The following is a 24644-nucleotide window of genomic DNA, read 5'->3' as shown; positions in this document are numbered from 1 at the left end:
GCGGGAACCGCGCGGCCAACGGGGTGAAGGCACCCACCACACAGGAGCACTCCTCACGGCCCTCGGCCCCGGCGAAGTTTTCCCCCCGCCCCTGAGGTGACTCGGCATCCAACGCCCACGTCACCCGGGAGGTCACTCGATGAGCACCCTCGTCTCCGACCACATCCTCGAACGGCTGCGCGAGTGGGACGTGGAGCACGTCTTCGGCTACCCCGGCGACGGCATCAACGGCCTGCTCGCCGCCTGGGGCCGCGCGGAGAACCGGCCCCGTTTCATCCAGTCCCGGCACGAGGAGATGTCCGCGCTCCAGGCGGTCGGCTACGCCAAGTTCAGCGGCCGGCTCGGGGTGTGCGTGGCCACGTCGGGGCCGGGCGCGATCCACCTGCTCAACGGGCTGTACGACGCGAAGCTGGACCATGTGCCGGTGCTGGCGATCGTCGGTCAGACGCACCGCACCGCCATGGGCGGCTCGTACCAGCAGGAAGTGGACCTGCACACCCTGTTCAAGGACGTCGCCTCGGACTTCGTGGAGACGGTGACGGTACCGGAGCAGCTGCCGAACGTGCTGGACCGCGCGATCCGCACGGCCTACGCGCGGCGCTGCCCCACGGCGGTGATCGTCCCGGGGGACGTGCAGGAGCTGGAGTACACGCCGCCGACGCACGAGTTCAAGATGGTGCCGTCCAGTCTGGACCGCAGCGCGTGGACGGCGGTGCCGTCGGACGACGCGGTGCGGCGGGCCGCGGAGATCCTGAACTCCGGTGACAAGGTGGCGATCCTGGTCGGCCAGGGCGCGGCGGGGGCGCGGGCCGAGGTGGAGACGATCGCGGAGCTGCTCGGCGCGGGGGTCGCCAAGGCGCTGCTCGGCAAGGACGTGCTGAGCGACGAACTGCCGTACGTCACCGGCGCGATCGGCCTGCTGGGCACCCGTCCGTCGTACGAGCTGATGCGGGACTGCGACACGCTGCTGACCATCGGCTCGTCGTTCCCGTACAGCCAGTTCCTGCCGGAGTTCGGCAAGGCGCGGGGCGTGCAGATCGACATCGATCCGCACATGGTCGGGATGCGCTACCCGTACGAGGTGAACCTGGTCGGTGACGCGAAGGCGACGCTGGAGCGGCTGATCCCGCTGATCGAGTCGGGGCGCGGACGCGAGTGGTTCGACACGGTGTGCGACAACGTCCGTCACTGGCGCGAGGTGATGGAGCGGCGGGCGGCGCTGAGCGCCGACCCGGTCAACCCGGAGTACGTGGCCCGCGCGCTGGACCCGCTGCTGCCCGGCAACGCGATCGTCACCTCGGACTCGGGGTCGACGGCGAACTGGTACGCGCGGCACCTGACCATGCGGCCGGGCATGCGCGGCTCGCTGTCGGGGACGCTGGCCACGATGGGCTGCGCGGTGCCGTATGTGATCGGCGCGAAGTTCGCGCATCCGGACCGGCCCGCGATCGCGCTGGTCGGGGACGGGGCGATGCAGATGAACGGCATGGCGGAGCTGATCACGGCGGCGAAGTACCGCCACCAGTGGGAGGACCCGCGGCTGGTGATCGGCGTGTGGAACAACCGCGACCTCAACCAGGTCACCTGGGAGCTGCGGGCGATGGGCGGCGCGCCGTCCTTCCTGCCCTCGCAGGAGCTGCCGGACGTGCAGTACGCCGCGTTCGCCCGTTCGCTCGGCCTGACCGGGATCCGGGTGGAGAAGCCGGAGGACGTCGAGGCGGGCTGGCGGGCCGCGCTGGAGGCGGACGGGCCGGCGGTGGTGGAGTTCCTGACCGATCCCGCCGTACCGCCCGTCCCGCCGCACGCCACGTGGGAGCAGATGGAGGCCACGGCCGCGGCGATCCTGAAGGGCGACGCGGACCGCGGCTCGGTGGTGAAGCAGGGCCTCAAGGCGAAGATGCAGGAGTTCCTGCCGGGCCGGCCCAGGAAGTGACGGCCCGGCAGGCCAGCCGTCACCGCTCCCTGAACCTCGGGCTGACCTTCAGACGGCCCGTGCCTTCGGTCAGTGCGGCAGCCCGGCGTAGTTGGCGGCCAGTTCCGCCGCCGCGTGCGGGACGTGGTGATCCGGTCCAGCTGGGAGAGCTGGAGGCGGGTGTCGAACGGGGACTGTGCCGGGTCGGTGTGGAGCGTGGTGGTCATGAACCACGAGAAGTGCTCCGCGCGCCAGACCCGGCGCAGGCAGGTGTCGGAGCAGGCGTCGAGGAGAGCCGTGGAGCCGGTGGTGCGCAGGTGGGCGAAGGCGCGGGCCAGGACCACGGCGTCGGGCGCCGCGAGGTTGAGTCCCTTGGCGCCGGTGGGCGGGACGATGTGGGCGGCGTCGCCGGCGAGCAGGACGCGGCCGTAGCGCACGGGCTCGGTGACCGAGCTGCGCATGGGGAGCACCGAGCGCGCGGTGATGGGACCGCGGTGCAGGGGGCGGGTGCCGGCGGCGGCCAGGCGCGCGTCGAGTTCGTCCCAGATCCGCTCGTCGGACCAGCCGGCCGGGTGCTGCTCGCGCCGCGCCTGATGGAGCTGGGCAACGCCTGCCTGGCCGCGCTGCGGCTGCCCGCGCTGCTCGGTCCGGCCGCGCACGCGCTCGCCGACGAGCTGGACGAGTCGGTGTCCCTCGCGGTGCCCGACGGCGACGGCATCCGGTTCATCCTGCACATCGCGGCACGGTTCACCGACGTACCGGTGGTCTGAGCCCGCCGGCATACCGGTGGTCCGAGTCCGCCCGCATGCCCCGGCCCGCCGAACCGGGCACGGCGAGCGGGACAGGGCGGGGCAGGCCGCAGCCGCAGCGGTCGGCGACGGCGTACGCCGCCTCGCGGCGGCCCCGGGCCGGCAGGTCACCCGGTGGCCCGGCAGGAGCCTCAGCAGGAGCGGCACGGCGATGACGGCCGGCAGCGCACCCGCCCAGAACACCCAGCGCCGGCCGGCGGAACGGCCGTAGGCCTGCCCTCGCGCCGCAGAGACCGGTCCCCGCACACCGCGCGCCGCAGAGACCGGTCCCCGCACACCGCGCGCGTCTGCCCCTGCCCCTGTCGAAGGCGCCCCCGAGCGCCCCGTCCGGAGTCCGCGCCCCCGGCTTGCGCCTAGCTGCCCAGCGGTGCCCGGCGTGGCCGGCGGTGGCGGGCGGTGGGCCGGGGGGCGGCGGGGGCCGCGTCCGGGTCCCGGTCCGCCGGCAGGACCTTCTCTTCGTAACGCCCGAGCGCCAGCACCATGCCGAGCAGCACGAACGGGAGGAGCACAGCGAGGACCGCCATGACCTGTCCTTCCCAGAGGGGTGTGCGCGGGGGGCCAGGGCCGGGTCTCCCCCGATCGGACGGACAAACCCGGTGTCGGCTTGCGCCCCTCGGGTACGCGGAGTCCACCCCCGGAGACCTGGAGGGAGATATGCAGCGAGGCAGTGACCGGCTGAGCGTCCACCGGGACGACGAGATGAAGCACCAACTGCAGGGCCTGCTGAGGTCCGGCCACTCCACACGGACCGAGGAGTGGCACGACCCGGAGCCCTCCGCCGACGACGATCCGCGCGTGGCGGGCGGACCGGGGCTCGGTTCCCTGGAGGAGACCCGGCTGGAGCTGGCCCGGGTGCTCGGCCGCAAGCCCTTCCCGGCCGGACCGGGCGAACTGATCGGCGAGCTGCGCCGGCACAACGCGCCGGACGCGCTGATCGAGCCCCTGGCCCGGCTGCCGCGCGGGGCCCGCTACGGCAACGTCCAGGAGCTGGCCGAGGCGCTGACCCGCAGGGAGGAGGCGCCGTGACGGCCGACTACGTGAGGGAGGTGATGACCCCGGGTGTGGTGGCCGTCCGCCCCGACGCCTCGCTCGTCGAGGCCGCGCGGCTGATGCGCAGCCAGAACATCGGCGACGTGGTGGTGGCGGACGGACAGGACGTCGTCGGCGTGCTCACCGACCGGGACATCACCGTGCGGGCCGTCGCCGAGGGCCGCGATCCGCTGACGGTGAGCGCCGGGCAGGTGTGCACCCCGCATCCGACGGTCGTGACCCCGGACGATCCGGTGTCGACCGCGGTGGCGCTGATGCGCCAGAAGGCGGTGCGCCGGCTGCCGGTCGTGGAGCACGGGCTGCCCGTCGGCATGGTCAGCCTGGGCGACCTCGCTGTGGCGCAGGAGCCGGACAGCGCCCTCGCGGACATCTCGCGGGCCGCGCCGGACGACGCCGACCACCGTTGACCGAAGGGACCTCGAATCATCATGCGCATCGCATTCCTGACCGCGCCCGAGGGGGTCGAGCAGGTAGAGCTGACCGATCCCTGGCAGGCGGCCGAGGACGCCGGACACCAGCCGGTGCTCGTGTCGACGAAGCCGGGCGAGATCCAGGCGTTCCACCACCTCGACAAGGCGGACACGTTCCCCGTGGACGAGGTCGTCGGCGAGACCTCGGCCGACTCCTTCGACGCGCTCGTGCTGCCGGGCGGGGTGGCCAACCCCGACTTCCTGCGGATGGACGAGAAGGCCGTCGCGTTCGTGCGGGACTTCTTCACCCGCGGGCGGCCCGTGGCGGCGATCTGCCACGCGCCGTGGACGCTCGTCGAGGCGGACGTCGTACGGGGCCGTGAGCTGACCTCCTGGCCGAGCCTGCGGACCGACATCCGCAACGCGGGCGGTACCTGGGTGGACGAGCGGGTGGTGGTCTGCGAGCGGGGCTCCGGCACGCTGGTCACGAGCCGCAAGCCGGACGACCTGAAGGCGTTCTGCGAGGCGTTCCTCGACGTCTTCGCCAAGGAGACCGCCTGACAGCCGCCGCGGGCGCGAGACCACGCGCGCACCGCGAGAGCGACGCCGCCGGACTTACGGTCCGGCGGCGTCCTCGTGTACGAGCGCCCTCGTTCGGGCGCGTCAGCCGGCGCCGACGGCGCCGGCCCCGCCTAGCCCGACGCCCCGTTGTCGCCCGGCCCCCACTTGCCGACCGGCGCGCCCTCGTCCCGGGTCTCGGCGCCCGCCCCGTTGTCGCCGCCCGCGCGTTCCCGGGCGCCGTCACGGGTGCGGCCCGCGGCGACGAAGCGGCGCGGGTTGCGGCGCAGGTACTCGCCCTCCAGCTGGGCCATGCGATCGTTGTGCGCCCGCAGCGCGTCGTTGGAGCCGTAGAGCAGCGTGTCGTGGCGCGTGCGGTGGATCGTCTCCAGCTCCTTCATGAGCTGCTGGTCGTCCAGCCGGCCCGGGTCGACTCCGGTCATCGTGGTACCCCGCTCGTCGTGTCCGTTCATGCGGTTCGGGTACCCGCCCGGTGTTGAGCACTACCCCCGACGGCATCCGGGAGGGAGCCATGGACCTCGCGTTCCTGCATCCACTGTACGAACATCCGGGGCCGTGGGCCTCCGTGTACGTCGACCTGTCGATGCACGCGGAGGACACCGCCCGCCAGCGGCATCTCACCGCCGAGGCGATGGCCCGGGACCTGCGGGACCAGGGCGCCGACGAGGCCACCTGCGACGCCGTACGGGCCGCGATCGAGGAACTGCGGCACTCCTCCGAGCCGTACGGGCGGGCCCTGTTCGCCCGCGCGGGTGAGATCGTCCTCGACCCGTCCCTGGCCAGGGCCCCGCAGGGCGGCAGCTGGGCCGCCTGGGCGCAGCTGCCGCGCACCTCGCCGCTGCTCGACCTGGAGGGCGAGGACGCGGTGTGCGTCGTGGCCTACATCGACCGCAAGGGCGCCGACTTCGAGCTGCGCTCCGCGGTGACCCGCGAGGAGGCGGGATCGGTGGCCGGCCGGCAGTGGCCGGTGCACCGCACCAGCTCATCGGACTGGTCGGAGCGCCACTTCCAGCTGCGGGTGGAGAACACCTGGGAGCACAACGCTGCGGAGATCGCGGACGCGCTCGCCGTCTGCCAGGAGGAGACCCGGGCGGATCTGCTGATCCTCGTCGGCGAGGAGCGGGAGCGGCACGCGGTGCGCGACCGGCTGCCGCAGCGGCTGCACGACCGGGTCGTCGAGGCCTCGCACGGGGCGGGCAGCAGGCTGCTGGACGCCGAGGTGGAGAAGGTCCGGGCCGAGCACGAGCGCGCCCGCGCCGACGCCGAGCTGGAACGGTTCCTGGCGGGCCGCGCCCCGGACTCCGAGGGCCGGGTGATGGCCGCCGAGGGCGTTCCCGCGCTGGTCGAGGCCGCGCGCGAGCACCGTATCGACGAGCTGCTGATCCGCCCGGACGGCCCCGACAACCACCGCGAGGTGTGGATCGGCGAGGACCCGGACCAGCTGGCGGTGCGCCGTACGGACCTGAAGGTCCTCGGCGAGCAGAACTCCTGGTCCGCCCGTGCCGACGACGCCCTGATCCGCTCGGCGGTCGCGACCGCCGCCCCGGCCGTCTCGGTGGCCACGGCCTCCGGGGCGCAGCGGGAGGACGTCCCGGTGGGCGGCCTCGGCGCCCTGCTGCGCTGGAGCTGACCCGGCCGCCCGGCGCCCGCAGCGGCCCGCCGGGCTACCGGGCCCGCTCCACCCGCCGTTCGTCCCACACCGGTTCCGGTGTCTCGCGGACGCGGCCGTCGCTGCCGAAGACCAGGAAGCGGTCGAAGGAGCGGGCGAACCAGCGGTCGTGGGTGACGGCGAGGACGGTGCCCTCGAAGGACTCCAGGCCTTCCTGCAGGGCCTCGGCGGATTCCAGGTCGAGGTTGTCGGTGGGCTCGTCCAGGAGCAGGGCGGTGGCGCCGGCCAGCTCCAGCAGGAGGATCTGGAAGCGGGCCTGCTGGCCGCCGGAGAGCCGGTCGAACGTCTGCTCGGCCTGGGCCGTGAGTTCGTAGCGGCGCAGCCGGGACATGGCCGCGCCCCGGTCCTGGGCGTGTTCGCGCCAGAGGATGTCGAGCAGGGTGCGGCCCAGCAGCTCCGGGTGGGCATGGGTCTGCGCGAAGTGGCCCGGTACGACCCGCGCGCCCAGCTTCCACTCCCCCGTGTGAGCCACGTCCTCGCCGGCCAGCAGCCGCAGGAAGTGGGACTTGCCGGAGCCGTTGGAGCCGAGGACGGCGACCCGCTCGCCGTAGAAGACCTCCAGGTCGAAGGGTTTCATCAGGCCGGTCAGTTCCAGGCCCTGGCAGGTGACGGCCCGTACGCCGGTGCGGCCGCCCTTGAGGCGCATGCGGATGTCCTGCTCGCGCGGCGGCTCCGGCGGCGGCCCGGCCTCCTCGAACTTGCGCAGCCGGGTCTGCGCGGCGGCGTACCGGGAGGCCATCTCGTGGCTGACGGACGCGGCCTGCCGCAGGTTGACCACCAGCTTCTTCAGCTGGGCGTGCTTCTCGTCCCAGCGGCGGCGCAGTTCCTCGAAGCGGGCGAAGCGCTCCCGGCGGGCCTCGTGGTAGGTGGCGAAGCCGCCGCCGTGCACCCAGGCGTCGGCGCCGGCCGGTCCCGGCTCCACGGAGATGATCCGCTCGGCGGCGCGGGCGAGGAGTTCGCGGTCGTGGGAGACGAACAGGACCGTCTTGCGGGTCTCCTTCAGCCGCTCCTCCAGCCACCGCTTGCCCGGCACGTCGAGGTAGTTGTCGGGCTCGTCGAGGAGCAGCACCTCGTCGGTGCCGCGCAGCAGCGCCTCCAGCACGAGCCGTTTCTGCTCGCCGCCGGAGAGGGTCCGCACCTGGCGCCACTGCGCCTTCTCGTACGGCACGCCGAGCGCGGCCGTGGTGCACATGTCCCACAGCGTCTCGGCCTCGTAGCCGCGTGCCTCCGCCCAGTCGGCGAGGGCCTGGGCGTAGTCCAGCTGGGCGGCCTCGTCGTCGACGGTCATGAGGGCGTGCTCGGCCTTGTCGACGGCCCGCGCGGCCGCGCGGACACGCGGCGGGGCGGCGGACACCAGCAGGTCGCGTACGGTCGTCTCGTCCCGTACGGAGCCCACGAACTGCCGCATCACCCCGAGACCGCCGCTGACGGTGACCGTGCCGCCGTGCGGGGTCAGCTCGCCGGAGAGCAGCCGCAGCAGCGTCGTCTTGCCGGCCCCGTTGGGCCCGACCAGCGCGGCGACCGCGCCCTCGCCCACCCGGAAGGACACATCGCCGAGCAGCGTCCTCCCGTCGGGGAGGTGGTATTCGAGGTGCGCGGCTTCCAGATGTCCCATGGGGCCGCATTCTCCGCGTGGGGCCGGACGGGCGGCAAACGCTTTATCCCGTCATCCGGCTCCGGGCCGCGCTTCGACGGGACGGCCGGCGGGGCCGCCCTCGCCCCGGGCCGCGACCGTGGCGCCCGCCCAGGTCAGGGCCGTCCAGCCGGTCGCGGGCGCCCCCTCCAGGACGACGACGCCGGTGTTGTCGAGGAGGTGGGCGGCGGCGAAGGGCACGTCGACGTTGCGGGCGCGGGCCGCGGCCCACATCCGGATGGCGGCGCCGTGGCTGAACAGGGCGACCGTGCCGGCGCCGGTCCGGGCCGCCTCCCCGACCACCGCGTCGTAGCGGGCCAGCGCCTCCGCGCCGCTCTCCCCGCCCGGCATCCGCAGCCCGGTGTCCCCGGCGGCCCAGGCGAACACGGTCCGCATGTACCGAAGGCCCCGCTCGGAGTCGCCGGGCAGCATCTCCAGGTCGCCCGCGGACAGCTCCCGGATGCCGTCCCGCACGCGCACCCCGAGGCCGCGGGCGGCGGCCAGGGGAGCGGCGGTGAGCTGGGTGCGGACCATCGTGGAGGCGTAGACGGCCCCGATGTCCTCGCCGGCGAGCGCTTCGGGGAGCGCGGCGGCCTGCCGCTCGCCCAGCGCGGTCAGCCCCGGACCGGGCACCGAGGTGTCGAGCAGGAAGTCCACGTTGGACGGGGTCTGGCCGTGGCGGACGAGCAGCAGGCGCATGGCTCCCTCCGGGTGCCGGTCCCCCCGCCGGGACAGGGGACGGGCGGTTCCGGGTACCCGCTGCTGTATGAGCCCAGACGTCGACCTGACCGCCCCGCGCGCGGGGCGCCATCCGCTGCGCAGCCGCCTGCTCGCCCTCGACTCGCGCTTGTTCGAGTTCGCCGCCGCACGGCACTGGCCGGCCGCCGAGCCCGTCCTGCCGCGCCTGAGCCGCAGCGCCAACCACGGGGTGCTGTGGTTCGCGGCGGCCGCGGCGATGGCGGCGAGCCGCACGCCACGGGGCCGCCGGGCCGCCGCGCGCGGACTGGCCTCGCTGACTCTCGCCTCGCTCACCATCAACACCGTCGGCAAGCGCTCGGTGCGCCGCCCCCGGCCGCTGCTCGACCCGGTGCCGACGGTGCGGCAGCTGAAGCGCCAGCCGATCACCACGTCCTTCCCGTCCGGGCACGCGGCGTCGGCGGCGGCCTTCGCGGCGGGCGTGGCGATGGAGTCGCCCGCGTGGGGCGCGGCGGTGGCGCCGGTGGCGTTCTCGGTGGCCATGTCCCGCGTCTACACCGGCGTCCACTTCCCGAGCGACGTCGCCGCCGGTGCCGCCCTCGGGGTGGGCGCCGCGTTCGCCGTACGGGGCCTGGTGCCCACCCGGGACCAGCACGCGACGCCCGCGCGGCCGCGCGCCGAGCTGCCCGCGCTGCCCGAGGGCGAGGGGCTGGTCATGGTCGTCAACACCGCGGCGGGCTCCGCCGACCGGGTGCGCGGGCTGCGGGAGGCGCTGCCCCGCGCGGAGATCGTGGAGTGCGCCCCCGAGGACGTGGCCGCGGAGCTGGGCAAGGCCGCCGCGCGGGCCCGGGTGCTCGGGGTGTGCGGCGGTGACGGCACGGTGAACGCCGCCGCCGACGCCGCGCTGCGGCACGGGCTGCCGCTCGCGGTGCTGCCGGGCGGCACCCTCAACCACTTCGCCCTCGATCTGGGCGTGGAGGACCCGCGGTCGTTCGTCCGGGCGGTCCAGCGGGGCGAGGGGGTGCGGGTCGACGTCGGCCGGTACGCGTGCGGGGAGCGCCGCGGCATCTTCCTCAACACCTGTTCGCTGGGCGTCTATCCGGAGCTGGTGCGCGAGCGGGACCGCTGGTCGCACCGGATCGGCGACTGGCCGGCCGGGGTGCTCGCGGCGGTGCGGGTGCTGCGCGCCGACCGGCATCCGCTGGAGGCCGGGGTGGGCGGCCGGCCGCGCCCGTTGTGGCTGCTGTTCGCGGGCAACGGCACCTACCACCGGATGGGCCTGGCTCCGGGCCGCCGCCGGGACCTGGCGGACGGGCTGCTGGACGTCCGCGTGGTGCACGGCGGCCGCCGGCCGGCGCTGCGGCTGCTCGCCGCCGCCTTCGCGGGCCCGCTCACCCGTTCGCCCGCCCACGCGGCGGTCCGGGTCGCCCGGCTGCGCCTGGCGGACGTGGCGCCGGGCACACTGCTCGCGTACGACGGTGAGGTCACCGAGGTGGAGGGCGAGGTGACGCTGGAGAAGGACCCGGAGGCGCTGGCGGTGTACCGCCCGGTGACGTGAGCCCGGCAACGGGCGAGTTGACGAAGCATCAGACCACTATGCGATACATACTGTCTCATCATTCGGCATCCGCTCTAGGGTGACGGTGGCGCCCGCGGGGTCCCCGGGCCGCGCGGGCGCCGTCATGCCGGAAGGCACGGGACCGGAAGGCGCGAGAACCGAGGAGACAGGGGGCACAGCCATGCCGGAAGCGCGGGAGACCGCCGTCTACACGCACGGCCACCACGAGTCGGTGCTGCGGTCGCACACCTGGCGGACCGCCGCCAACTCCGCCGCCTACCTGCTCGGCGTCCTGGAGCCCGGCATGAGGGTCCTGGACGTCGGCTGCGGTCCCGGCACCATCACCGCCGACCTGGCGGAGCTGGTCCCCGACGGCCGGGTCACGGGGGTCGACCGGGCCGCGGAGGTGCTGGAGCAGGCGCGGGCGACGGCCGCGCGGCGGGGGCTGCGCAACGTCGACTTCGCCGTGGCGGACGTGCACGCCCTGGACTACCCGGACGACACGTTCTGCGTGGTCCACGCCCACCAGGTGCTGCAGCACGTCGGCGACCCGGTGCGGGCGCTGCGCGAGATGCTGCGGGTGGTGCGGCCGGGCGGCTACATCGCGGTACGGGACTCCGACTACGCCGCCATGACCTGGTACCCCGCGTCGACGGGCATGGACGAGTGGCTGGCCCTGTACCGGCGGGTGGCCCGCGCCAACGGCGGCGAGCCGGACGCCGGGCGCCGGCTGAAGTCGTGGGCGCTGCGCGCGGGGCTGACCGACATCACGGCGACCTCCTCCACCTGGACGTTCTCGACCGCGCGGGAGCGGGCCTGGTGGAGCGGGCTGTGGGCGGACCGCACCCTGACCTCCGCGTACGCGCGGGTCGCCGTGGGCGGCGGCCACGCCACCGAGGAGGAGCTGCGGGCGGTGTCGGACGCCTGGCGGGAGTGGGGGCGGCACGAGGACGGCTGGTTCACCGTTCTGCACGGCGAGATCCTGTGCCGTAAGGAAGCCTGAAAGGGCCCGAAAGGGCCTGAAGATACTTCGGGAGCCTGTTCGGCGCATTCCGGGGAATACGTTCGGCAGGAGGTTCTCAAAATGGTACCCATCCTGCTCGTACTGCTTTTGGCACTGCTTCTCTTCGGTGCCGGATTCGCCGTGGAACTCCTGTGGTGGATCGCCGTGGCCGTGCTCGTCGTGTGGCTGCTCGGATTCCTGCTGCGCGGCACGACGGCTGCCGGTTCCCGGGGACGGTGGTATCGATGGTGAGGAATGCCGGGACGTGATCGCCGGTCCCGGGGAAGCCCCGGGACATGACGGTCAGTCCCGGGGCAGCAGAGGTCCCAGCGGCCCGAGGTCCAGATTCAGGTCCTCGGGCCGCAGTCCGTAGCGCTCGCGCAGCTCGGTCATCCGGTCGTCGAGCAGCATCAGCGTGAGCCCGATCCGCTCCTCCTGCTCCTCGGTCAGGTCACCGGCGTCGAACCGGCGCACCGCCTGCCGCTCCATGAGCTGCCGCAGCAGTTCCACGACGGTGAGGACCAGCTTCACCAGGTCGCGCTCGACGGTGTCGGGCTCCAGTTCCAGCCGGTGGCGCCGGCCAGGCGGACGTGGCGTGTCCTCCCCGCCCACGGTCTCCCCGCCCGCTTCCCCGCTCACATACTCCCCGCTCACGGTCACGGATTCATTCCCTCCCACGATTCCCACGGTGCGGGCACCTGCGCGTTCACCGAGCTGATCAGCGCGTTCAGATCGATGCGGACGAGATCGACGTCCGCGATCCGCAGCGTGATGTCACCGGTGATGACCACCCCGCCGGCCAGCAGCCGGTCGAGCAGGTCCACCAGGGCGATCTCACGGCGTTCGACGACGGTCACGGCAGGTCGCCCTCCCCGTTCTCCTCGTCGTCCTCCAGGTCGGGGGCCTTGACGAACGAATAGGCCGCCCACGGGCCGGTGAGTTCCACCCGCATTCCGGACGGGTCGTCCTTCGTACGGTCCACCAGTTCCACGAATTCCTCGGATCGATTGCGCGGGACCAGATACGCGGCATTCAGCACATTGCGCCCCGGAACTCCGGAGAGCGCCGCATTCTGCGGGGCGTGCAGAACGGAATCTTCTGCGTACTCGGAAAGCGTCTCGTGCAGCCGGGTGGCGAACGTCTCGGCCTGCTGCCAGCGTTCTTCGCGCGTGCGGACGCGGGCGCTGCGCCGCCTCAGATAGTCCCGGCCCGAGGCGGCTTTCCCGGAATTCGGCTCCGGCTCCGGTTCCCCGGATTCGTCGGGCTCCGTTTCGGCGTAGACCTTCACGCCCCATTCCACCCGCCCCTCCAGCCGGTCCAGGGCCTGCCGGAAGAACTCCTCGCGGGTCTCGATCATCGTCCGGACCGCGCTGTCGTCCCGGAAGACGGTGGCCAGCCTGAGCGGGAGCGGGGTGGTGACCGTGGTGAGCGCGTCGATCACCTGCTGGTGGGCGCGGGCGGTGTCGGTGAGCCAGTCCAGGTCCTCCAGATGGGCGCGCAGCGGCTCCTCGGCGAAGTGCCGCTCGGGCACGGTGCTGACGATGGCGACCAGGTCGTGGTGGTGCAGCAGCCGGGGCGGGGCGCCGCCGACGCCGGTCAGCTGGGACTGCAGCGGCGTGCCGAAGGGTCGGCAGACGGCGTAGACGTAGCGAAGTCCGGTGGTCATCACGATTCCTCCCGGGTACGGCCGGCCTCCAGGGCCGCCAGCCGCTCACGCAACTCGGCGTTCTCGCGGGCGAGTTCGTCGTGCCGGGCGTCGTCGTCCCGGCGGGCGAGCTCGTCGCGGCGGGCGCGGGAGGACAGGGCCGGATCGTTCTCCCACCAGTCGATGCCCATCTCCTTCGCCTTGTCGACCGAGGCGACGATGAGCCGCAGCTTGATGGTGAGCAGTTCGATGTCGAGCAGGTTGATCCGGATGTCGCCCGCGATGACGACGCCCTTGTCGAGGACGCGCTCCAGGATGTCGGCGAGGTTGGCGCCCCCGTCGCGGCCGTACGGCTCGGGAAGTCTGCTGGCGGTGGTCATCGGCGGCTCCCTGGGGTCGGCCTGGTGTTCTCGGGCAGGGCGTCCGGGCTGTCGTCCCCCTCGGGTACCCCGCGCAGCGTGACGTGCCGGGCGAAGTCCTCCAGGGCGCGCCGGGCCCGGCGGCGCGGCGCCCGCAGCAGAAGGCCGGCCCGCGCGGCCGGCCGTCGGGGGGTCGCGTACTCGGCGACCAGCAGCACCCGGGTCAGGCTGTCGCCGAGCGGGTGGAAGGACACCACGCCCCGCAGGCCCCGCCCGGTCCGCACCAGCCGTCTGCCGGTGGCCGGACGCGCGTGCGGGTGCCGCGCCCACGCCTCGTAGGCCTCGTCGGCGGACACGCCGACGTCGATCTGCTCGACGACGGTCAGCGGCCGGGCCTGCCGGCGGCCCGGCCGGTTCGTCAGCCGGGCGGCGGCGATCTCCAGCGCGGCCCGCGCCGGGCTCTTGCCCTGGACGAGCCTGCGGCCCGTGTCCCGGGCCAGCCGGGCGAAGCCGGGGTCGCGGCCCTCGGCGATGTCGGTGAGCCGGACCGTGGCCGTGCCGAGCCCGCGGCCGGCCTCGGCGAGCAGCCGCCGGACGTGGGCGGCCAGGTACTTGCCGGCCTCCGCCCTCAGCCGCTCGGCCGCCTCGCTGCGGGCCACTTCCCCGAGCAGGCCGCGACGGCCGGACACGACCGGTGCGTGCACCCCGGTCATCGGTCCTCCCCTCCTTCCACGCCACGCGCGGACGTCTTGCCGGCACGCGCGGACGCCTTCGCGGCACGCGCGGTGCCCTTGCCGGCACTCGCCGTGCCCTTCCTGGCACCCGTTGTGCTCTTCCTGGCGCTCGTTGTGCTCTTCCTGGCGCCCGTCGTGCTCTTGGCGCCACGTGCCGTACCGTTCGCGGCACGCGATGTCCTCTTCGCGGCACTCCCCGTGCCCTCGGCGGCGCTCGCGGTCCCCTCGGCGGGCCGGTCGGCCGCCTTCGGGGCACGCGTGGCGCCCTCCGTGGCCGGTGCCGCCGCCTTTCCGGACGCCGTCCGGCGGGCGGCGGTCCGTTCCGCCGACTTCGTCGTCGGCGCCTTCATGCCCGGCGCCTTCCCTGCCGAGGGCTGCGTACTCCCCGACTCGGCGGCAGAAGCCCTCCTCGCCTTCCTGGCGGTGGTCTTCCCGGCCGCCCGCGCGGCACTCTTCCCCGTGCTCGCGGCCCGCGTCCCGCTCTTCGGGGCCTTCCGCGCGACGACGCCGCTCCCCTCGGAGTCGGCGTCGTCGGCATCGTCACGGGCGCCGGCGCGGGCGTCGGTGCCGGCCTCGGCGGCGTCGCCACCCGGTGGGTCCGCCTCGGCGTCACCACCCGGTGGGTCCGCCTCGGCGGCACCCTGCGGGGGGTCCGCGTCACCGTCCCCCGGCACGACGTCGCCCGGCTCGTCCGCGGCCGACTCGTCCTTCGCCGACGCGTCAGCAGCCGCCTCGCCAGCCACCGGCTCGTCCTCCGCCGACTCATCCTTCTCCGGCGCGTCAGCAGCCCGCTCGCCAACCGCCGGCTCGTCCTCCGCCGGCTCGTCCTCCGCCGGCGCAGGCTCACGCGGCTCGCCGAACAGTTCGATCGCGGCCTGCATCGCCTCGGGGTCCGAGGCCAGCGCCTCGGCCACCTCGTCCAGCACGTCGGGGTCGTCGCCCAGCAGGTCGACCACGCCCTTCGCCACCTCGGGATGATCGGTCAGCAGCTGGACCACGTCCTCCTGCTCCTGGTCGTCCTCGTCCGGCCACCCGGGCTCCGCGTCGCCCGCCGCCCCGGCGCTCCCGCCGGGCCCGGCGCCGAGCGACGCGTGGATCTCCCGCGTACGCTCGTGCAGCCGGTCGGCGAGGGCGTCGAGGCGGCGTTCGGCCCAGCGGGCCAGGATGTCCGCGGCCGCGGCCGGCACACCCCGCAGATCCTCGCGGAGCTGTTCCTCGATCTCCCGGACCCGCGGGTGCTCCCTGAGCCGCCGGGACAGCGCGCGCAGCCGCCGGCGGGCCAGGAAGAGCACGGCCAGGACCACCAGCCGCCGTGTCACGGCGAATGCTCCAGCCGGTCGAGAAGCTCGTCCTCGCGGCGGTCGAACTCCTCCTCGGTGATCTCCCCGGCGTTGAGCTGCTCCTCAAGACGGGCGAGTTCGGCACGGACGGTGGCGGGGTCGTAGTAGATACGCTCCGCCTCCTGCAGGACCTGTCTGATGGCCCAGGCGCTGCCGCGCACCGGGGCGAGCGGCAGCATGAGCACTTCTCCGATCAGTCCCACGGGGTCACTCCTCAGTGCTCCCCGCGCCCGCGGCGGCCGTGCCCGCGTGCTCGGCGGGGCCGGGGTCGACGAAGCTGTACGGCGGCAGCGGGCCGTTCACGCGCAGCTCCACGTGGGGCAGGCTCTTGCGGGCCTGGTCGACGGCCGTGAGGAAGGGTCCGGGCGCGTCCCGGTCCACCAGGAACGAGATGTTGACCAGCCAGCCGGTGGACTCGGGCCCGACGCTGATCGTGTCGGCGGCCTGCTCCAGCAGCCGCTGCACCGCGGCGCCGTCCTCGGCCTCCTTGGCCTTCACCGCGGCCGCGACCATCTCGCCGAGCCGCAGCTTCTGCTCGTAACTGCCGCCGCCCGCCTGCCGGTTGGCCTCGGCGAGGGAGCGGATCTCGGGGTCTTCGGCCATCACGTGGTGCAGTACGGCCTCTTCGATGTGCGTGGCCTTGATGTTGTACTCGACCTTGCCGTCGAGGGCCCGCAGCCGCTCCTGGTAGTGCTCGGCGCGTTCGGCGAGGACGCTGGTGACCGACGCGTCGTCGTCGGCCAGGCTGCCGAACCGCATGGGCAGCACACAGCCGGCGGCGCCGGCCTCGGAGAGCACGTTCTGGTGGGCGACCAGGTCGCGCCGCTTGGGGCGCAGCCCCTCGGGAGCGTCGCTGACGATGGCCGCCAGCTCGCCCTCCCTCAGGATCCGCACGGGACGGGCCGGGTCCCCGACGCCGTCCATGCCGTCCGGCAGGCCCGGGTGGGAGCGGGCGGCGATGCCGTAGACGTAGGTGCTCACTCCTGCTCCTCCTTCCGGCGGGACGTGGAACCGCGGCGGCTGCTCTTGGTCTCGGGTTCGGCGTTGTTCTCGTCACGCGCCTGCTTGAAGGCGTCCGAGATGGTCTGCGCGGCGCCGGACAGCGCGCCCTTGGACTTGCCGCGCGCGCCGGACTCGGTGATCTGGCCGACGACGTCGGGCAGGCCCGGGCTCTTGCGCGGCCCGGACTCCAGGTCGAGGCGGTTACAGGCCTCGGCGAAGCGCAGGTAGGTGTCGACGCTGGCCACGACGACACGTACGTCGATCTTCAGAATCTCGATGCCGACCAGGGAGACCCGCACGAAGGCGTCGATGACGAGCCCTCGGTCGAGGACGAGCTCCAGGACGTCGTAGAGGCCGCTGGAGCCGCCTCCCGATCCGGTCTGCTGTGCCGGGACAACGGTCATGCCGACCGATCCCTCCTTCTCTGCTCGTGTGTGGGTGCGGGCGGGTGGAACGGCCTAGCGGCCGCCGGACCGTGCGTCGGCCCGCCCGCGTTCGTAGCGGCGGATGCGCCGGTAGCCCGTGAGCTGGCCCTGCGGGTCGAGTTCGACCTGATAGCTCGCCATCAGGCTCATCGTGTCGGGCACGCGCTCGAGTTCGAGCACCTCGACCTCAAGGGACCAGCCGTCCTCCGTCTGTTCGAAGGACGACACGGACTCGGGGGTCATACCGGTGAGTTCGGCGAGCTGGGCGCGCGCCTCGCGCAGCACCTCCATCGGCCTCGGCCGGTCGTCCACCGCCGTACGGGAGTTGTCGGTGTTCTCGGTGTTGTCGGTTTCGTCCGTGCTGTCGGTCTGGTTTTTCTGTGAACGCTGCGAATGTGATGTGCGATCTGTGTTCGACATGGCCACCTCTTGGGTCGGGTGGCCGCACATTCCGTGGCCAAACCTGTGGAGGGCAGAGCGGTGTCCCGGCACGCGCGTCCGCGCACCACTCGGCCGCGCGCTCTCACGCCCCACTCGGCCGCGGAATCACCCGCGCGCCGCCCGGCCCCCGCGTGCCCCATCAGCGCAGCACCCGACCTCCGCATGGCTCATCCGCGCACCGCCCGGCCCCCCGCGTGGCTCGTCAGCGCAACGCGTCGAGCCGGCGCCGGGCCGGTCCGAGGGCGCGGCCCCGGCTCGGCACGTCCGCCCAGGGATGGGTCCGCGCCTGGTCGGCGGCGTCGGCGATGGTCCAGCGGCGCGGGCCGAAGTCCGGTGCGTCCAGCTGATCCCAGGTGACGGGCACGGCGACCGGCGCGCCGGGGAGAGCGCGGACGGTGTAGGGGGCGACGGCCGTCTGGGCGTAGCCGTTGCGCTGGACGTCCAGGTAGAGCCGGTCGCCGCGGTCCTTCTTGCGGGCCGCGGTGGTGAGCCGGTCGGGGTGCGCGGCGACGAGGGTGTGGGCGACGTCGCGCGCGAACTGCCGTACCTCGTCGACGTGGTGCCGCCCGTTCAGCGGCACGATCACGTGCAGGCCGCGTGAACCGGTGGTCATCAGGGCAGACGGCAACCGCAGGGTGTCGAGGAGTTCGCCGAGCAGCCCGGCCGCCTCCCGCACGGGTGCGAAGTCGTCGCCGGACGGGTCGAGGTCGAAGACCATCCGGTCGGGGTGGTGGAGGGAGGTCGAGCCACCGGAGCGCGACGGGGAGTGGGCGCGGCCGGTGCGCGACAGCCAGCGGTGCAGCGTGACGCACGCCTGGCCGGCGAGGTACACGAGGGTCGCGGAGTCGTCGCACACGGTGTGGCGGACCGTGCCGCCCTCCTTGGGCACGTCGACGCGGGTGATCCACTCCGGGTAGTTCTCCGGGGTGTTCTTCTGCAGGAAGCGGGGCCCGTCGATGCCGTCGGGGTGCATCTGCAGCATCAGCGGGCGCCCGCGCAGGTGCGGCAGCAGGAAGGGCGCGACCGCCCGGTAGTGGTCGACGAGGTCGCCCTTGGTGTACTCCGGGTGGCCGTCGCCGCCCGGGAACAGCACCTTGGCGGGCCGCCGTACGTCGACCGTACGGCGGCCCGCCCGGACCGTGCGGGCTCCCGCACCGGTCACCGCACCACCGCCTGCTCCACCAGCAGGCGTACGGAGGCGGCGATCGACTCGGCGTCGATGCCGGCCGCGTGCAGCTGCTCCTCGGGCGAGGCCGAGCCCGGCATCGTACGGACCGCGAGCCGCACCAGGCGCGGCGTGGGCCGCCCGTCGAGGAAGGCGTCGAGGACGGCGTCGCCGAGGCCGCCCTCGGGATGGTGGTCCTCGACGGTCAGCAGGCAGCCGGTCTCCTCGGCGGCCTGCCGGAGGGTGAGCCGGTCGACGGGCTTGACCGAGTACAGGTCGATCACCCGCACCTGGATGTCCTCCCGTTCGAGGGCGTCGGCGGCGGCCAGCGCCTCCGGCACGGTGACCCCGGCCGCGACGAGGGTGAGCCGGTCGCGGCCGGAGGAGCGCAGCACCTTGCTGCCGCCGACGGGGAACTCCTCGTCGGGCCCGTAGAGCACCGGGGTCTTGCCGCGCGAGGTGCGCAGGTAGCGGATGCCGTCGAGGCCGGCCATCTCGGCGACCAGCCGGGCCGTCTGGTTGGCGTCGCAGGGGTACAGCACGGTCGAGCCGTGCACGGCCCGGAACATCGCCAGGTCCTCCAGGCCCATCTGCGACGGCCCGTCCTGCCCGATCGCGACCCCGGCGTGCGAGCCGACCAGGTTGATCCCGGCGCCGCTGACGGACGCCATCCGCACGAAGTCGTACGCGCGGGTGAGGAAGGCCGCGAAGGAGGAGGCGTACGGCACCCAGCCGCGGGCGGCGAGCCCCACCGCGGCGGCGACCAGCTGCTGTTCGGCGATGTAGCACTCGAAGAAGCGGTCGGGGTGTTCCTTGGCGAAGTACTCGGCGCGGGTGGAGTCGCTCACCTCGCCGTCGAGGGCGACGACGTCGTCACGGGCGGCGCCGAGGGCGGCGAGGGCCTTGCCGTAGGCGTCGCGGGTGGCGACGGGGTCGCCGCCGCGCTCCCACTCGGGCAGGTCGGCGGCCGCCGCGTCGCGGACGGCGCGCAGGACCCGGTCGGCCGGCGGCTCGTGCACCCGCACCCGCAGATCGCGCGGCCCGCCCAGCTCGGCGATGGCCTCGTCGGCGTCCGGGAGCGGCTTGCCGTGCAGGCCCTCCCGGTCCTGGACGCCCTCGACGCCCTTGCCCTTGAGGGTGCGGGCGAGGATCGCGGTGGGCTGGCCCGTGGTGGAGATCGCCTCGCCGTAGGCGCGGTCGATCGCGTCGACGTCGTGGCCGTCGATCTCCACGGTGTGCCAGTCGAAGGCCCGGAAGCGGCGGGCGTAGGCGTCGAGGTCGTGGCCGTGCCGGGTCGGGCCGCGCTGGCCGAGCCGGTTGACGTCGACGATCACGATGAGGTTGTCGAGGTGCTCGTGGCCGGCGTGCTCGGCGGCCTCCCAGACGGAGCCCTCGGCCAGCTCGCTGTCGCCGCACAGCACCCACACGCGGTAGTCGCTGCGCTCCAGCCGCTTGCCGGAGAGCGCCACGCCCACTGCGACGGGCAGGCCCTGGCCGAGCGATCCGGTGGCGGTCTCGACCCACGGCAGCCGCCGCGGCGTGGGGTGTCCCTCCAGCCGGCTGTCCTTCTTGCGGAACGTCAGCAGCTCCTCGTCGTCGAGGGCGCCGGCCGCCTTGTACGCCGAGTACAGCAGGGGGGACGCGTGTCCCTTGGAGAGGATGAAGCGGTCGTTGGCGGGGTGTTCGGGGCGGTCGAAGTCGTAGCGCAGGTGGTTGGCCAGCAGGACGGCCATCAGGTCGGCGGCCGACATCGAGGACGTGGGATGCCCGGAGCCGGCGGCGGCCGCCGCCCGCACGCTGTCCACACGCAACTGCTGTCCCAGCTCCACGAGTTCGTCGGTGTTCATCGGTCTCCTTCGGCGGAGGGTTCGGATGTGTGGGTGTCGGCGGGAAGGGGCGCGAAGGTGTCGGTGTCGGTGTCGGTGTCGGTGTCGGTCGGGAGGGATCAGGAGGGATCGGTGTCGGCGGGGAAGGGTTCGGAGGGATCGGTGTCGTCCGCCGGCAGGTCGGAGCTCCTGACCGGTCCGGGTGGTTCGGGCCCCGTCCGGTGCCCGGTCCCGGCCGGGCCGGGCGGCTCGCGGCCGGCCCGGGGCTCGGTGGGGACAGGGGTGGGGCCGTGCCCGAGGCCGAAGTGCGGTTCGGCGGGGCTCGACGCCTCCTCGCCGGTCACGGTCTCGGCGGGCCCGGACGGCTCGATGTCCGCGGACCCGGCCGGTCCGGGCGTCTCCGCGTCCAGGAACGGCCCGGCGACCCCGGACCACTCGGCGTCACTCTCCACGACGGCCCCCAGCGGACGATGCCGGCGCGCGCCGGGCCCGCCGCCGCGCCGACCGCGGCCCGGCTCCCCGTCCGCCAGACCACCACCGGTCTCGGCCTGCCCACCGGGCTGCTCGCGGGCAGTCTCGCCACCCGGCTGACCCGCCGGCTCAGCACCGGGCTGGCTCCTCGCGGGCTCCCCGCCCGGCTGGTTCCTCGCGGGCTCCCCGCCCGGCTGGTTCCTCGCGGGCTCCCCGCCCGGCTGGTTCTTCGCCGGCTCGTCCGGCGTGGGTACGGGTCCAGGACCCGGTCGATTCATCGCACTCTCTGACACGGCGCGCCTCCCGGCCTCCGTACGGTCGTCCCCCTTGTCCCCTCCCCCTCCCCCTCCCCCATGCCCCGGCGCTTCCCGCCCGCCGGCCATCCGCGCCAGCTCCGGGGAAGCCGTGTCCAGCGGGACCGACCAGGAGCGGACGAGCCCCAACTGCACGGCCTGCCGGGGCAGTACGGCGTCGAGGAGCCAGTCCGCGGCCACCCGCACCCGGTTGCCGGGCATCGCGGCGAGGTGGTAGCCGCGGGTGACGGCCCCGGCGAGGGGCCCGGACAGCGGCACGCCGAGCGGATTCGCCGCGGCCTTGACGCCGCCGAGGTCGACGACGAACCCCAGGTCGCGGTGGCGGTAGGCCTGCCACTCCCCCGCGCCCAGCGAGGCGGCGACGTTGCGGGCGCAGACCTTGCCCTGCCGCCAGGCGTGCTGCGCGGTCATCGGCGTGTACTCGCCCGGCTTCTCCAGGTCGGGCACGGCGGCCGCGTCACCGCAGGCGAACACCTCCGGCCGGCCCGGCACCCGCAGCTGCGGGTCGACGAGCAGCCGGCCGCGTTCCAGCGGCAGCTCCAGCGAGGCGACCAGCGGATCGGGCCGCACGCCGACGCACCACACGAGGGTTCGGGTCTCGACGTACTCGCCGTCGGTGAGCAGTACGCCGCCGGGCGTGGCCTCCTTCACGGACGTGCCCATCCGCACGTCCACGCCGCGCTCCCGCAGCACCCGGCCGGCGGTGCGGGAGAGCCGTTCGTCGAGTTCGGGCAGGACGCGCGGCGCGACGTCCAGCAGCAGCCAGCGGGGCCGCAGGCCCTGCCGCAGCGGGTGTCTGCGGACCTGCGCGTCGGTGAAGAGCTGCCCCTGGGCGGCCACCTCGGTGCCGGTGTATCCGGCGCCGACCACGACGAACGTGCAGCGCGCGGCGCGGCTCTCCGGGTCCTCGCAGGAGGCGGCGAGCTCCACCTGCCGGGTGATGTGGTCGCGCAGGTAGAGGGCTTCCGGCAGGCCGCGGAAGCCGTGCGCGTGCTCGGCGACGCCGGGGACGGGCAGCAGCTTGTTGACGCTGCCGGCGGCGAGGACGAGCCGGTCGTACTCCAGGGTTTTGGCGCCGCCCTCGGGATCGGTGTAGTGCACGGTGCGCGCGTCGAGGTCGACCCGGCCGGCCTCGCCGAGCACGAGCCGCACCCGCGGCAGGGTGCCGGACAGGGAGACGGTGACCCGGCGCGGCTCCAGCACGCCCGCGGCGACCTGCGGAAGCAGGGGCAGGTAGAGGAAGTAGTCGGTCGGGTTGAGCAGGGTGATCTCGGCCTTGTCCCGGGCCGTCCGGGACAGCGTGCGGGCCGTCCGGTAGCCGGCGAAGCCGGCGCCGACGATCACGATGCGGGGTCGGCTCACAGTGCGCCTCCGGCGGTCTCGCCCGTGCGAGGGCGGTACGAGGGCGGGCGGTACGAGGACGTACGGCACTCCCGTACGAACTAACCGCGTCCCCGTGCCGGAGGCACCCAAACGTCCGCCCCGAGGCACCCGGCCCCCAGCTCCGACGCCTCGGCCGTCCGCCCGAGGCACCCGGCCCCCAGCTCCGACGCCTCGGCCGTCCGCCCCGAGGCAGCGGGCCGTCCCCCCGGTTTCCCCGCCGGGCGCCCGGGTAACTCGGCGCGGGGATCCCCCACCCGTCCGCCCGTCGCGGAGGTACCCCCCATGCCCGAGTACGGCTACTTCCTCTCCTGCGAGGAGCACGGCCCCGCGGACCTGCTGGAACAGGCCAGGATGGCCGAGCAGGCCGGCTTCCGGTCGCTGTGGATCTCGGACCACTACCTCCCGTGGAACGACGCGCAGGGCGAGAGCCCGTTCGTGTGGTCGGTGATCGGCGCGCTGTCGCAGGCGGTGTCGCTGCCGATCGAGACGGCGGTGACCTGCCCGACGGTGCGGATCCACCCGGCGGTGGTGGCGCAGGCCGCGGCGACGAGCGCGGTGATGACGAACGGCCGCTTCCGGCTCGGCGTGGGCACGGGCGAGGCCCTCAACGAGCACATCCTGGGCCACACCTGGCCCCCCGCGGACGTCCGGCTGGAGATGCTGGAGGAGGCGATCCACGTGATGCGCCGCCTGTTCACGGGCGAGGAGGTCACCCACCACGGCACCCACTACACGGTCGAGAACGCCCGCCTCTACACGGTCCCGGACGAGCCGGTCCCGATCGACGTCTCCGGCTTCGGCCCGAAGGCGACCGAGCTGGCCTCCCGCGTGGGCGACGGCTACATCACGATGATGCCCGAGGCGGACATGGTGCGGCGGTACCGCGAGGGCGGCGGGGGCACGAAGCCCGTCATCGGCGGCACCAAGGTCTGCTACGGCACCGACCGCGACGAGGCGGTCCGTACCGTGCACCGGCTGTGGTCCAACGAGTACCTGCCCGGCGAGATGGGCCAGATACTGCCCTCACCGCGCCACTTCGAGCAGCTCCAGCCGCTGGTCACCGAGCAGATGATCGCCGAGCAGGGCGTCTGCGGGGACGACGTGGACGAGCACGTGGCGGCGCTGACCGCCTTCGCCGACGCGGGCTTCGACACGATCTACGTCAACCAGATCGGCCCCGACCAGCGCGGCTTCTTCGACTTCTACCGCACGAAGGTGCTGCCGCAGCTCCCGGGCAACTGACAAGGCGCCGACCGGCCGGTGTGCCGGTCCGCACCCGCGGGCCGGCAGGGCAACGCGGTCGCCGCGCACGGCGAAGGCACGCACGGCGAAGGCGCGGACCGTCGCACGGCCCGCGCCTTCACCGGCCCGGTGATCACGACGGTTCCGCACCGCCGCGACGGCGTTCCGGGCCCGCGCCCCGTGGTCACGCCCGGTGGTGCGGGTTCTCGGGGTCGATGTCGTCCTGCCGCGGCGCCGGGGCGCCGAGGTGGCCGGGGGCCGGGGTGCCCGCGCCGGGCGCGCCGGTCGCGGCGCCGGCCCCGCCGGGGGCGACGGGCGGCATCGGCGGGTAGGGCGCCGTGCCGAGCCCGCCGGGCGGCCCGGCCGGCTGGGTGCCGCCGACGGTGCGCCCGTTGCCGGAGTCGTACATCGACGTCTGCTTGGGCCGGGCGGCGCCGCGCAGCGCGTAGGCGACGACGGCGAGGATCGCCGCGGTGATGAGCGCGGCGGCCCAGTCCGGCAGCACAAGCGCCAGCGCGAGCCCGACGGCGAGCGCGAGGGCCGCGCCCGCGTAAAGGGCGACGGTGCCGGACGCGGCGTACAGCATCGCCGTGCGGCGCTGCTTGCGGGTCTGCTCCCGCAGTTCGTCGCGGATCGTCTCGCGTGCCACCTGTGCCAGCTCGTCGACGAGGTGTTTGTCCAGATGCTCCAGATGATCCAAGCGGTCCATGGCCGCCGGGTACCCGGCGCGGACGGGGCGTAACGCTCGGTCACGGTGCGGGCGGGCGCATCCGGAAGTCGTACGGCGCGGGCAGCGGCCGGCCGGAGAGCCGGGCCCCCAGCAGGCCGGTGGCCTCGGCGCCCTCGCACAGGCCGGCGACCTCGAACCCGGCGTCGAACACCGCGCGGGCCGCGTCGGGGCGTCCCCCGGCGATGAGCCGTCCGGCCTCCAGCAGCGGGAACCGGCCGCGGACCCGGGCGGCCGGGCGGCAGGGCGGC

27 protein-coding genes and 3 pseudogenes are annotated in these 24644 nt (G+C 74.2%); 10 read left to right on the top strand and 20 right to left on the bottom strand.

Annotated features, from left to right (window positions below; all coding sequences use genetic code 11):
• Nucleotides 1–139 precede the first annotated feature (139 nt).
• Entirely contained in the window at nucleotides 140–1933 is a 1794-nt protein-coding gene (locus tag AB0K92_RS14115) for a thiamine pyrophosphate-requiring protein (RefSeq protein WP_365922541.1), read from the top strand.
• A 69-nt stretch (nucleotides 1934–2002) separates the two neighbouring features.
• Here AB0K92_RS14115 and AB0K92_RS14110 read toward each other — a convergent pair.
• Nucleotides 2003–2484 (bottom strand): annotated as a pseudogene (locus tag AB0K92_RS14110) (FAD-dependent monooxygenase); the annotation flags it as partial.
• On the opposite strand from AB0K92_RS14110, the pseudogene AB0K92_RS14105 reads away from it, so the two are divergent.
• A pseudogene (locus AB0K92_RS14105) lies at nucleotides 2479–2658 on the top strand (IclR family transcriptional regulator); the annotation flags it as partial. The pseudogenes AB0K92_RS14110 and AB0K92_RS14105 sit on opposite strands and share 6 nt — an antisense overlap.
• A 416-nt stretch (nucleotides 2659–3074) precedes the next feature.
• On the opposite strand, the gene AB0K92_RS14100 reads toward AB0K92_RS14105, so the two are convergent.
• The gene (locus AB0K92_RS14100) at nucleotides 3075–3245 is read right to left on the bottom strand and encodes a hypothetical protein (protein ID WP_365922539.1); all 171 of its coding nucleotides are present in this window, start codon (nucleotides 3243–3245) and stop codon (nucleotides 3075–3077) included.
• A 130-nt stretch (nucleotides 3246–3375) separates the two neighbouring features.
• Between AB0K92_RS14100 and AB0K92_RS14095 the strand changes: the two genes are divergently transcribed.
• From AB0K92_RS14095 to AB0K92_RS14085, 3 genes are read left to right on the top strand one after another with little or no spacing between them, the layout of a single operon-like run.
• Nucleotides 3376–3747 carry a DUF2795 domain-containing protein gene (locus tag AB0K92_RS14095; protein WP_365922537.1) on the top strand — a complete coding sequence of 124 codons (372 nt, stop codon included), beginning with the start codon at nucleotides 3376–3378 and terminating at the stop codon, nucleotides 3745–3747.
• Nucleotides 3744–4178, top strand: coding sequence for a CBS domain-containing protein (locus tag AB0K92_RS14090; RefSeq protein ID WP_365922535.1), 435 nt, complete (start codon nucleotides 3744–3746; stop codon nucleotides 4176–4178). The genes AB0K92_RS14095 and AB0K92_RS14090 overlap by 4 nt, the downstream gene beginning before the upstream one ends.
• A 21-nt stretch (nucleotides 4179–4199) precedes the next feature.
• On the top strand, nucleotides 4200–4742 hold the full coding sequence (locus tag AB0K92_RS14085) for a type 1 glutamine amidotransferase domain-containing protein (RefSeq protein WP_365922533.1): 543 nt from the start codon (nucleotides 4200–4202) through the stop codon (nucleotides 4740–4742).
• A gap of 131 nt (nucleotides 4743–4873) precedes the next feature.
• On the opposite strand, the gene AB0K92_RS14080 is transcribed toward AB0K92_RS14085, so the two are convergent.
• Entirely contained in the window at nucleotides 4874–5212 is a 339-nt protein-coding gene (locus tag AB0K92_RS14080; RefSeq protein WP_365922531.1) for a DUF6158 family protein, read from the bottom strand.
• Between the two features lie 59 nt (nucleotides 5213–5271).
• Between AB0K92_RS14080 and AB0K92_RS14075 the strand changes: the two genes are divergently transcribed.
• Complete coding sequence (locus AB0K92_RS14075) at nucleotides 5272–6390, top strand: Vms1/Ankzf1 family peptidyl-tRNA hydrolase (protein ID WP_365922710.1); 1119 nt, start codon at nucleotides 5272–5274, stop codon at nucleotides 6388–6390.
• A 34-nt stretch (nucleotides 6391–6424) separates the two neighbouring features.
• Here AB0K92_RS14075 and AB0K92_RS14070 read toward each other — a convergent pair whose 3' ends face one another.
• Complete coding sequence (locus AB0K92_RS14070) at nucleotides 6425–8044, bottom strand: ATP-binding cassette domain-containing protein (protein WP_365922529.1); 1620 nt, start codon at nucleotides 8042–8044, stop codon at nucleotides 6425–6427.
• Nucleotides 8045–8095: 51 nt separating this feature from the next.
• A complete protein-coding gene (locus tag AB0K92_RS14065; RefSeq protein WP_365922527.1) occupies nucleotides 8096–8761 on the bottom strand; it encodes a histidine phosphatase family protein in 666 nt (221 codons plus the stop codon).
• A 67-nt stretch (nucleotides 8762–8828) separates the two neighbouring features.
• Here AB0K92_RS14065 and AB0K92_RS14060 point away from each other — a divergent pair, with 67 nt between their 5' ends.
• The 3 genes from AB0K92_RS14060 to AB0K92_RS14050 all read left to right on the top strand — a co-directional run bounded on the left by AB0K92_RS14060 (nucleotide 8829) and on the right by AB0K92_RS14050 (nucleotide 11571).
• A complete protein-coding gene (locus AB0K92_RS14060; RefSeq protein WP_365922525.1) occupies nucleotides 8829–10316 on the top strand; it encodes a phosphatase PAP2 family protein in 1488 nt (495 codons plus the stop codon).
• 181 nt (nucleotides 10317–10497) lie between these two features.
• Nucleotides 10498–11319, top strand: coding sequence for a class I SAM-dependent methyltransferase (locus AB0K92_RS14055; protein WP_365922523.1), 822 nt, complete (start codon nucleotides 10498–10500; stop codon nucleotides 11317–11319).
• Between the two features lie 81 nt (nucleotides 11320–11400).
• Nucleotides 11401–11571, top strand: a complete 171-nt coding sequence (locus AB0K92_RS14050) for a hydrophobic protein (RefSeq protein WP_166003162.1) — start codon at nucleotides 11401–11403, stop codon at nucleotides 11569–11571.
• A 51-nt stretch (nucleotides 11572–11622) separates the two neighbouring features.
• Here AB0K92_RS14050 and AB0K92_RS14045 read toward each other — a convergent pair whose 3' ends face one another.
• From AB0K92_RS14045 to AB0K92_RS13985, 13 genes are all read right to left on the bottom strand, one after another.
• The gene (locus tag AB0K92_RS14045; protein ID WP_365922708.1) at nucleotides 11623–11931 is read right to left on the bottom strand and encodes a gas vesicle protein K; all 309 of its coding nucleotides are present in this window, start codon (nucleotides 11929–11931) and stop codon (nucleotides 11623–11625) included.
• A gap of 44 nt (nucleotides 11932–11975) precedes the next feature.
• Nucleotides 11976–12176, bottom strand: a complete 201-nt coding sequence (locus AB0K92_RS14040; protein ID WP_365922521.1) for a gas vesicle protein — start codon at nucleotides 12174–12176, stop codon at nucleotides 11976–11978.
• Nucleotides 12173–12985, bottom strand: coding sequence for a GvpL/GvpF family gas vesicle protein (locus AB0K92_RS14035; RefSeq protein ID WP_365922519.1), 813 nt, complete (start codon nucleotides 12983–12985; stop codon nucleotides 12173–12175). Before AB0K92_RS14035 ends, AB0K92_RS14040 begins: the two co-directional genes overlap by 4 nt.
• The gene (locus AB0K92_RS14030; RefSeq protein WP_365922517.1) at nucleotides 12985–13344 is read right to left on the bottom strand and encodes a gas vesicle protein; all 360 of its coding nucleotides are present in this window, start codon (nucleotides 13342–13344) and stop codon (nucleotides 12985–12987) included. The genes AB0K92_RS14035 and AB0K92_RS14030 overlap by 1 nt, the downstream gene beginning before the upstream one ends.
• Nucleotides 13341–14036, bottom strand: a complete 696-nt coding sequence (locus AB0K92_RS14025; RefSeq protein ID WP_365922515.1) for a cyclase/dehydrase — start codon at nucleotides 14034–14036, stop codon at nucleotides 13341–13343. Before AB0K92_RS14025 ends, AB0K92_RS14030 begins: the two co-directional genes overlap by 4 nt.
• Nucleotides 14033–15376 (bottom strand): hypothetical protein, encoded by a 1344-nt coding sequence (locus AB0K92_RS14020; protein ID WP_365922513.1) that lies wholly within the window; start codon nucleotides 15374–15376, stop codon nucleotides 14033–14035. The genes AB0K92_RS14025 and AB0K92_RS14020 overlap by 4 nt, the downstream gene beginning before the upstream one ends.
• Entirely contained in the window at nucleotides 15373–15600 is a 228-nt protein-coding gene (locus AB0K92_RS14015) for a gas vesicle protein GvpG (protein WP_166003156.1), read from the bottom strand. The genes AB0K92_RS14020 and AB0K92_RS14015 overlap by 4 nt, the downstream gene beginning before the upstream one ends.
• A 4-nt stretch (nucleotides 15601–15604) precedes the next feature.
• Nucleotides 15605–16378 (bottom strand): GvpL/GvpF family gas vesicle protein, encoded by a 774-nt coding sequence (locus tag AB0K92_RS14010; RefSeq protein WP_365922511.1) that lies wholly within the window; start codon nucleotides 16376–16378, stop codon nucleotides 15605–15607.
• Nucleotides 16375–16803, bottom strand: coding sequence for a gas vesicle structural protein GvpA (locus tag AB0K92_RS14005; protein WP_166003154.1), 429 nt, complete (start codon nucleotides 16801–16803; stop codon nucleotides 16375–16377). Before AB0K92_RS14005 ends, AB0K92_RS14010 begins: the two co-directional genes overlap by 4 nt.
• Nucleotides 16804–16857: 54 nt before the next feature.
• A complete protein-coding gene (locus tag AB0K92_RS14000; RefSeq protein ID WP_365922508.1) occupies nucleotides 16858–17244 on the bottom strand; it encodes a gas vesicle protein in 387 nt (128 codons plus the stop codon).
• A gap of 223 nt (nucleotides 17245–17467) precedes the next feature.
• Nucleotides 17468–18427: a non-homologous end-joining DNA ligase gene (ligD, locus tag AB0K92_RS13995; protein WP_365922506.1), complete on the bottom strand. Its 960-nt coding sequence runs from the start codon at nucleotides 18425–18427 to the stop codon at nucleotides 17468–17470.
• Nucleotides 18424–20304, bottom strand: a complete 1881-nt coding sequence (locus AB0K92_RS13990; protein ID WP_365922706.1) for a transketolase — start codon at nucleotides 20302–20304, stop codon at nucleotides 18424–18426. The genes ligD and AB0K92_RS13990 overlap by 4 nt, the downstream gene beginning before the upstream one ends.
• Nucleotides 20305–20375: 71 nt before the next feature.
• Complete coding sequence (locus AB0K92_RS13985; RefSeq protein WP_365922504.1) at nucleotides 20376–22403, bottom strand: FAD-dependent oxidoreductase; 2028 nt, start codon at nucleotides 22401–22403, stop codon at nucleotides 20376–20378.
• 303 nt (nucleotides 22404–22706) lie between these two features.
• Between AB0K92_RS13985 and AB0K92_RS13980 the strand changes: the two genes are divergently transcribed.
• On the top strand, nucleotides 22707–23666 hold the full coding sequence (locus AB0K92_RS13980; RefSeq protein WP_365922502.1) for an LLM class F420-dependent oxidoreductase: 960 nt from the start codon (nucleotides 22707–22709) through the stop codon (nucleotides 23664–23666).
• A gap of 184 nt (nucleotides 23667–23850) precedes the next feature.
• Here the strand turns inward: AB0K92_RS13980 and AB0K92_RS13975 are convergent, their stop codons facing one another.
• Together AB0K92_RS13975 and AB0K92_RS13970 are read right to left on the bottom strand one after the other, a co-directional pair.
• The gene (locus AB0K92_RS13975) at nucleotides 23851–24375 is read right to left on the bottom strand and encodes a phage holin family protein (protein ID WP_365922500.1); all 525 of its coding nucleotides are present in this window, start codon (nucleotides 24373–24375) and stop codon (nucleotides 23851–23853) included.
• A 40-nt stretch (nucleotides 24376–24415) separates the two neighbouring features.
• Nucleotides 24416–24644 (bottom strand): annotated as a pseudogene (locus tag AB0K92_RS13970) (DUF5107 domain-containing protein); the annotation flags it as partial.

Source organism: Streptomyces sp. NPDC052687 (assembly GCF_040678395.1).
GTDB lineage: Bacteria > Actinomycetota > Actinomycetes > Streptomycetales > Streptomycetaceae > Streptomyces.
Note: the sequence above shows the minus strand (reverse complement) of the source record. Positions and strands in the feature narration are given on the sequence as shown.

Coding starts and splice junctions, on each gene's coding strand:
- AB0K92_RS14115 (WP_365922541.1), top strand. CDS start 140: ATGAGCACCCTCGTCTCCGACCACATCCTCGAACGGCTGCGCGAGTGG.
- AB0K92_RS14100 (WP_365922539.1), bottom strand. CDS start 3,245: ATGGCGGTCCTCGCTGTGCTCCTCCCGTTCGTGCTGCTCGGCATGGTG.
- AB0K92_RS14095 (WP_365922537.1), top strand. CDS start 3,376: ATGCAGCGAGGCAGTGACCGGCTGAGCGTCCACCGGGACGACGAGATG.
- AB0K92_RS14085 (WP_365922533.1), top strand. CDS start 4,200: ATGCGCATCGCATTCCTGACCGCGCCCGAGGGGGTCGAGCAGGTAGAG.
- AB0K92_RS14080 (WP_365922531.1), bottom strand. CDS start 5,212: ATGAACGGACACGACGAGCGGGGTACCACGATGACCGGAGTCGACCCG.
- AB0K92_RS14075 (WP_365922710.1), top strand. CDS start 5,272: ATGGACCTCGCGTTCCTGCATCCACTGTACGAACATCCGGGGCCGTGG.
- AB0K92_RS14070 (WP_365922529.1), bottom strand. CDS start 8,044: ATGGGACATCTGGAAGCCGCGCACCTCGAATACCACCTCCCCGACGGG.
- AB0K92_RS14065 (WP_365922527.1), bottom strand. CDS start 8,761: ATGCGCCTGCTGCTCGTCCGCCACGGCCAGACCCCGTCCAACGTGGAC.
- AB0K92_RS14060 (WP_365922525.1), top strand. CDS start 8,829: ATGAGCCCAGACGTCGACCTGACCGCCCCGCGCGCGGGGCGCCATCCG.
- AB0K92_RS14055 (WP_365922523.1), top strand. CDS start 10,498: ATGCCGGAAGCGCGGGAGACCGCCGTCTACACGCACGGCCACCACGAG.
- AB0K92_RS14050 (WP_166003162.1), top strand. CDS start 11,401: ATGGTACCCATCCTGCTCGTACTGCTTTTGGCACTGCTTCTCTTCGGT.
- AB0K92_RS14035 (WP_365922519.1), bottom strand. CDS start 12,985: ATGACCACCGGACTTCGCTACGTCTACGCCGTCTGCCGACCCTTCGGC.
- AB0K92_RS14030 (WP_365922517.1), bottom strand. CDS start 13,344: ATGACCACCGCCAGCAGACTTCCCGAGCCGTACGGCCGCGACGGGGGC.
- AB0K92_RS14025 (WP_365922515.1), bottom strand. CDS start 14,036: ATGACCGGGGTGCACGCACCGGTCGTGTCCGGCCGTCGCGGCCTGCTC.
- AB0K92_RS14005 (WP_166003154.1), bottom strand. CDS start 16,803: ATGACCGTTGTCCCGGCACAGCAGACCGGATCGGGAGGCGGCTCCAGC.
- AB0K92_RS14000 (WP_365922508.1), bottom strand. CDS start 17,244: ATGTCGAACACAGATCGCACATCACATTCGCAGCGTTCACAGAAAAAC.
- AB0K92_RS13980 (WP_365922502.1), top strand. CDS start 22,707: ATGCCCGAGTACGGCTACTTCCTCTCCTGCGAGGAGCACGGCCCCGCG.
- AB0K92_RS13975 (WP_365922500.1), bottom strand. CDS start 24,375: ATGGACCGCTTGGATCATCTGGAGCATCTGGACAAACACCTCGTCGAC.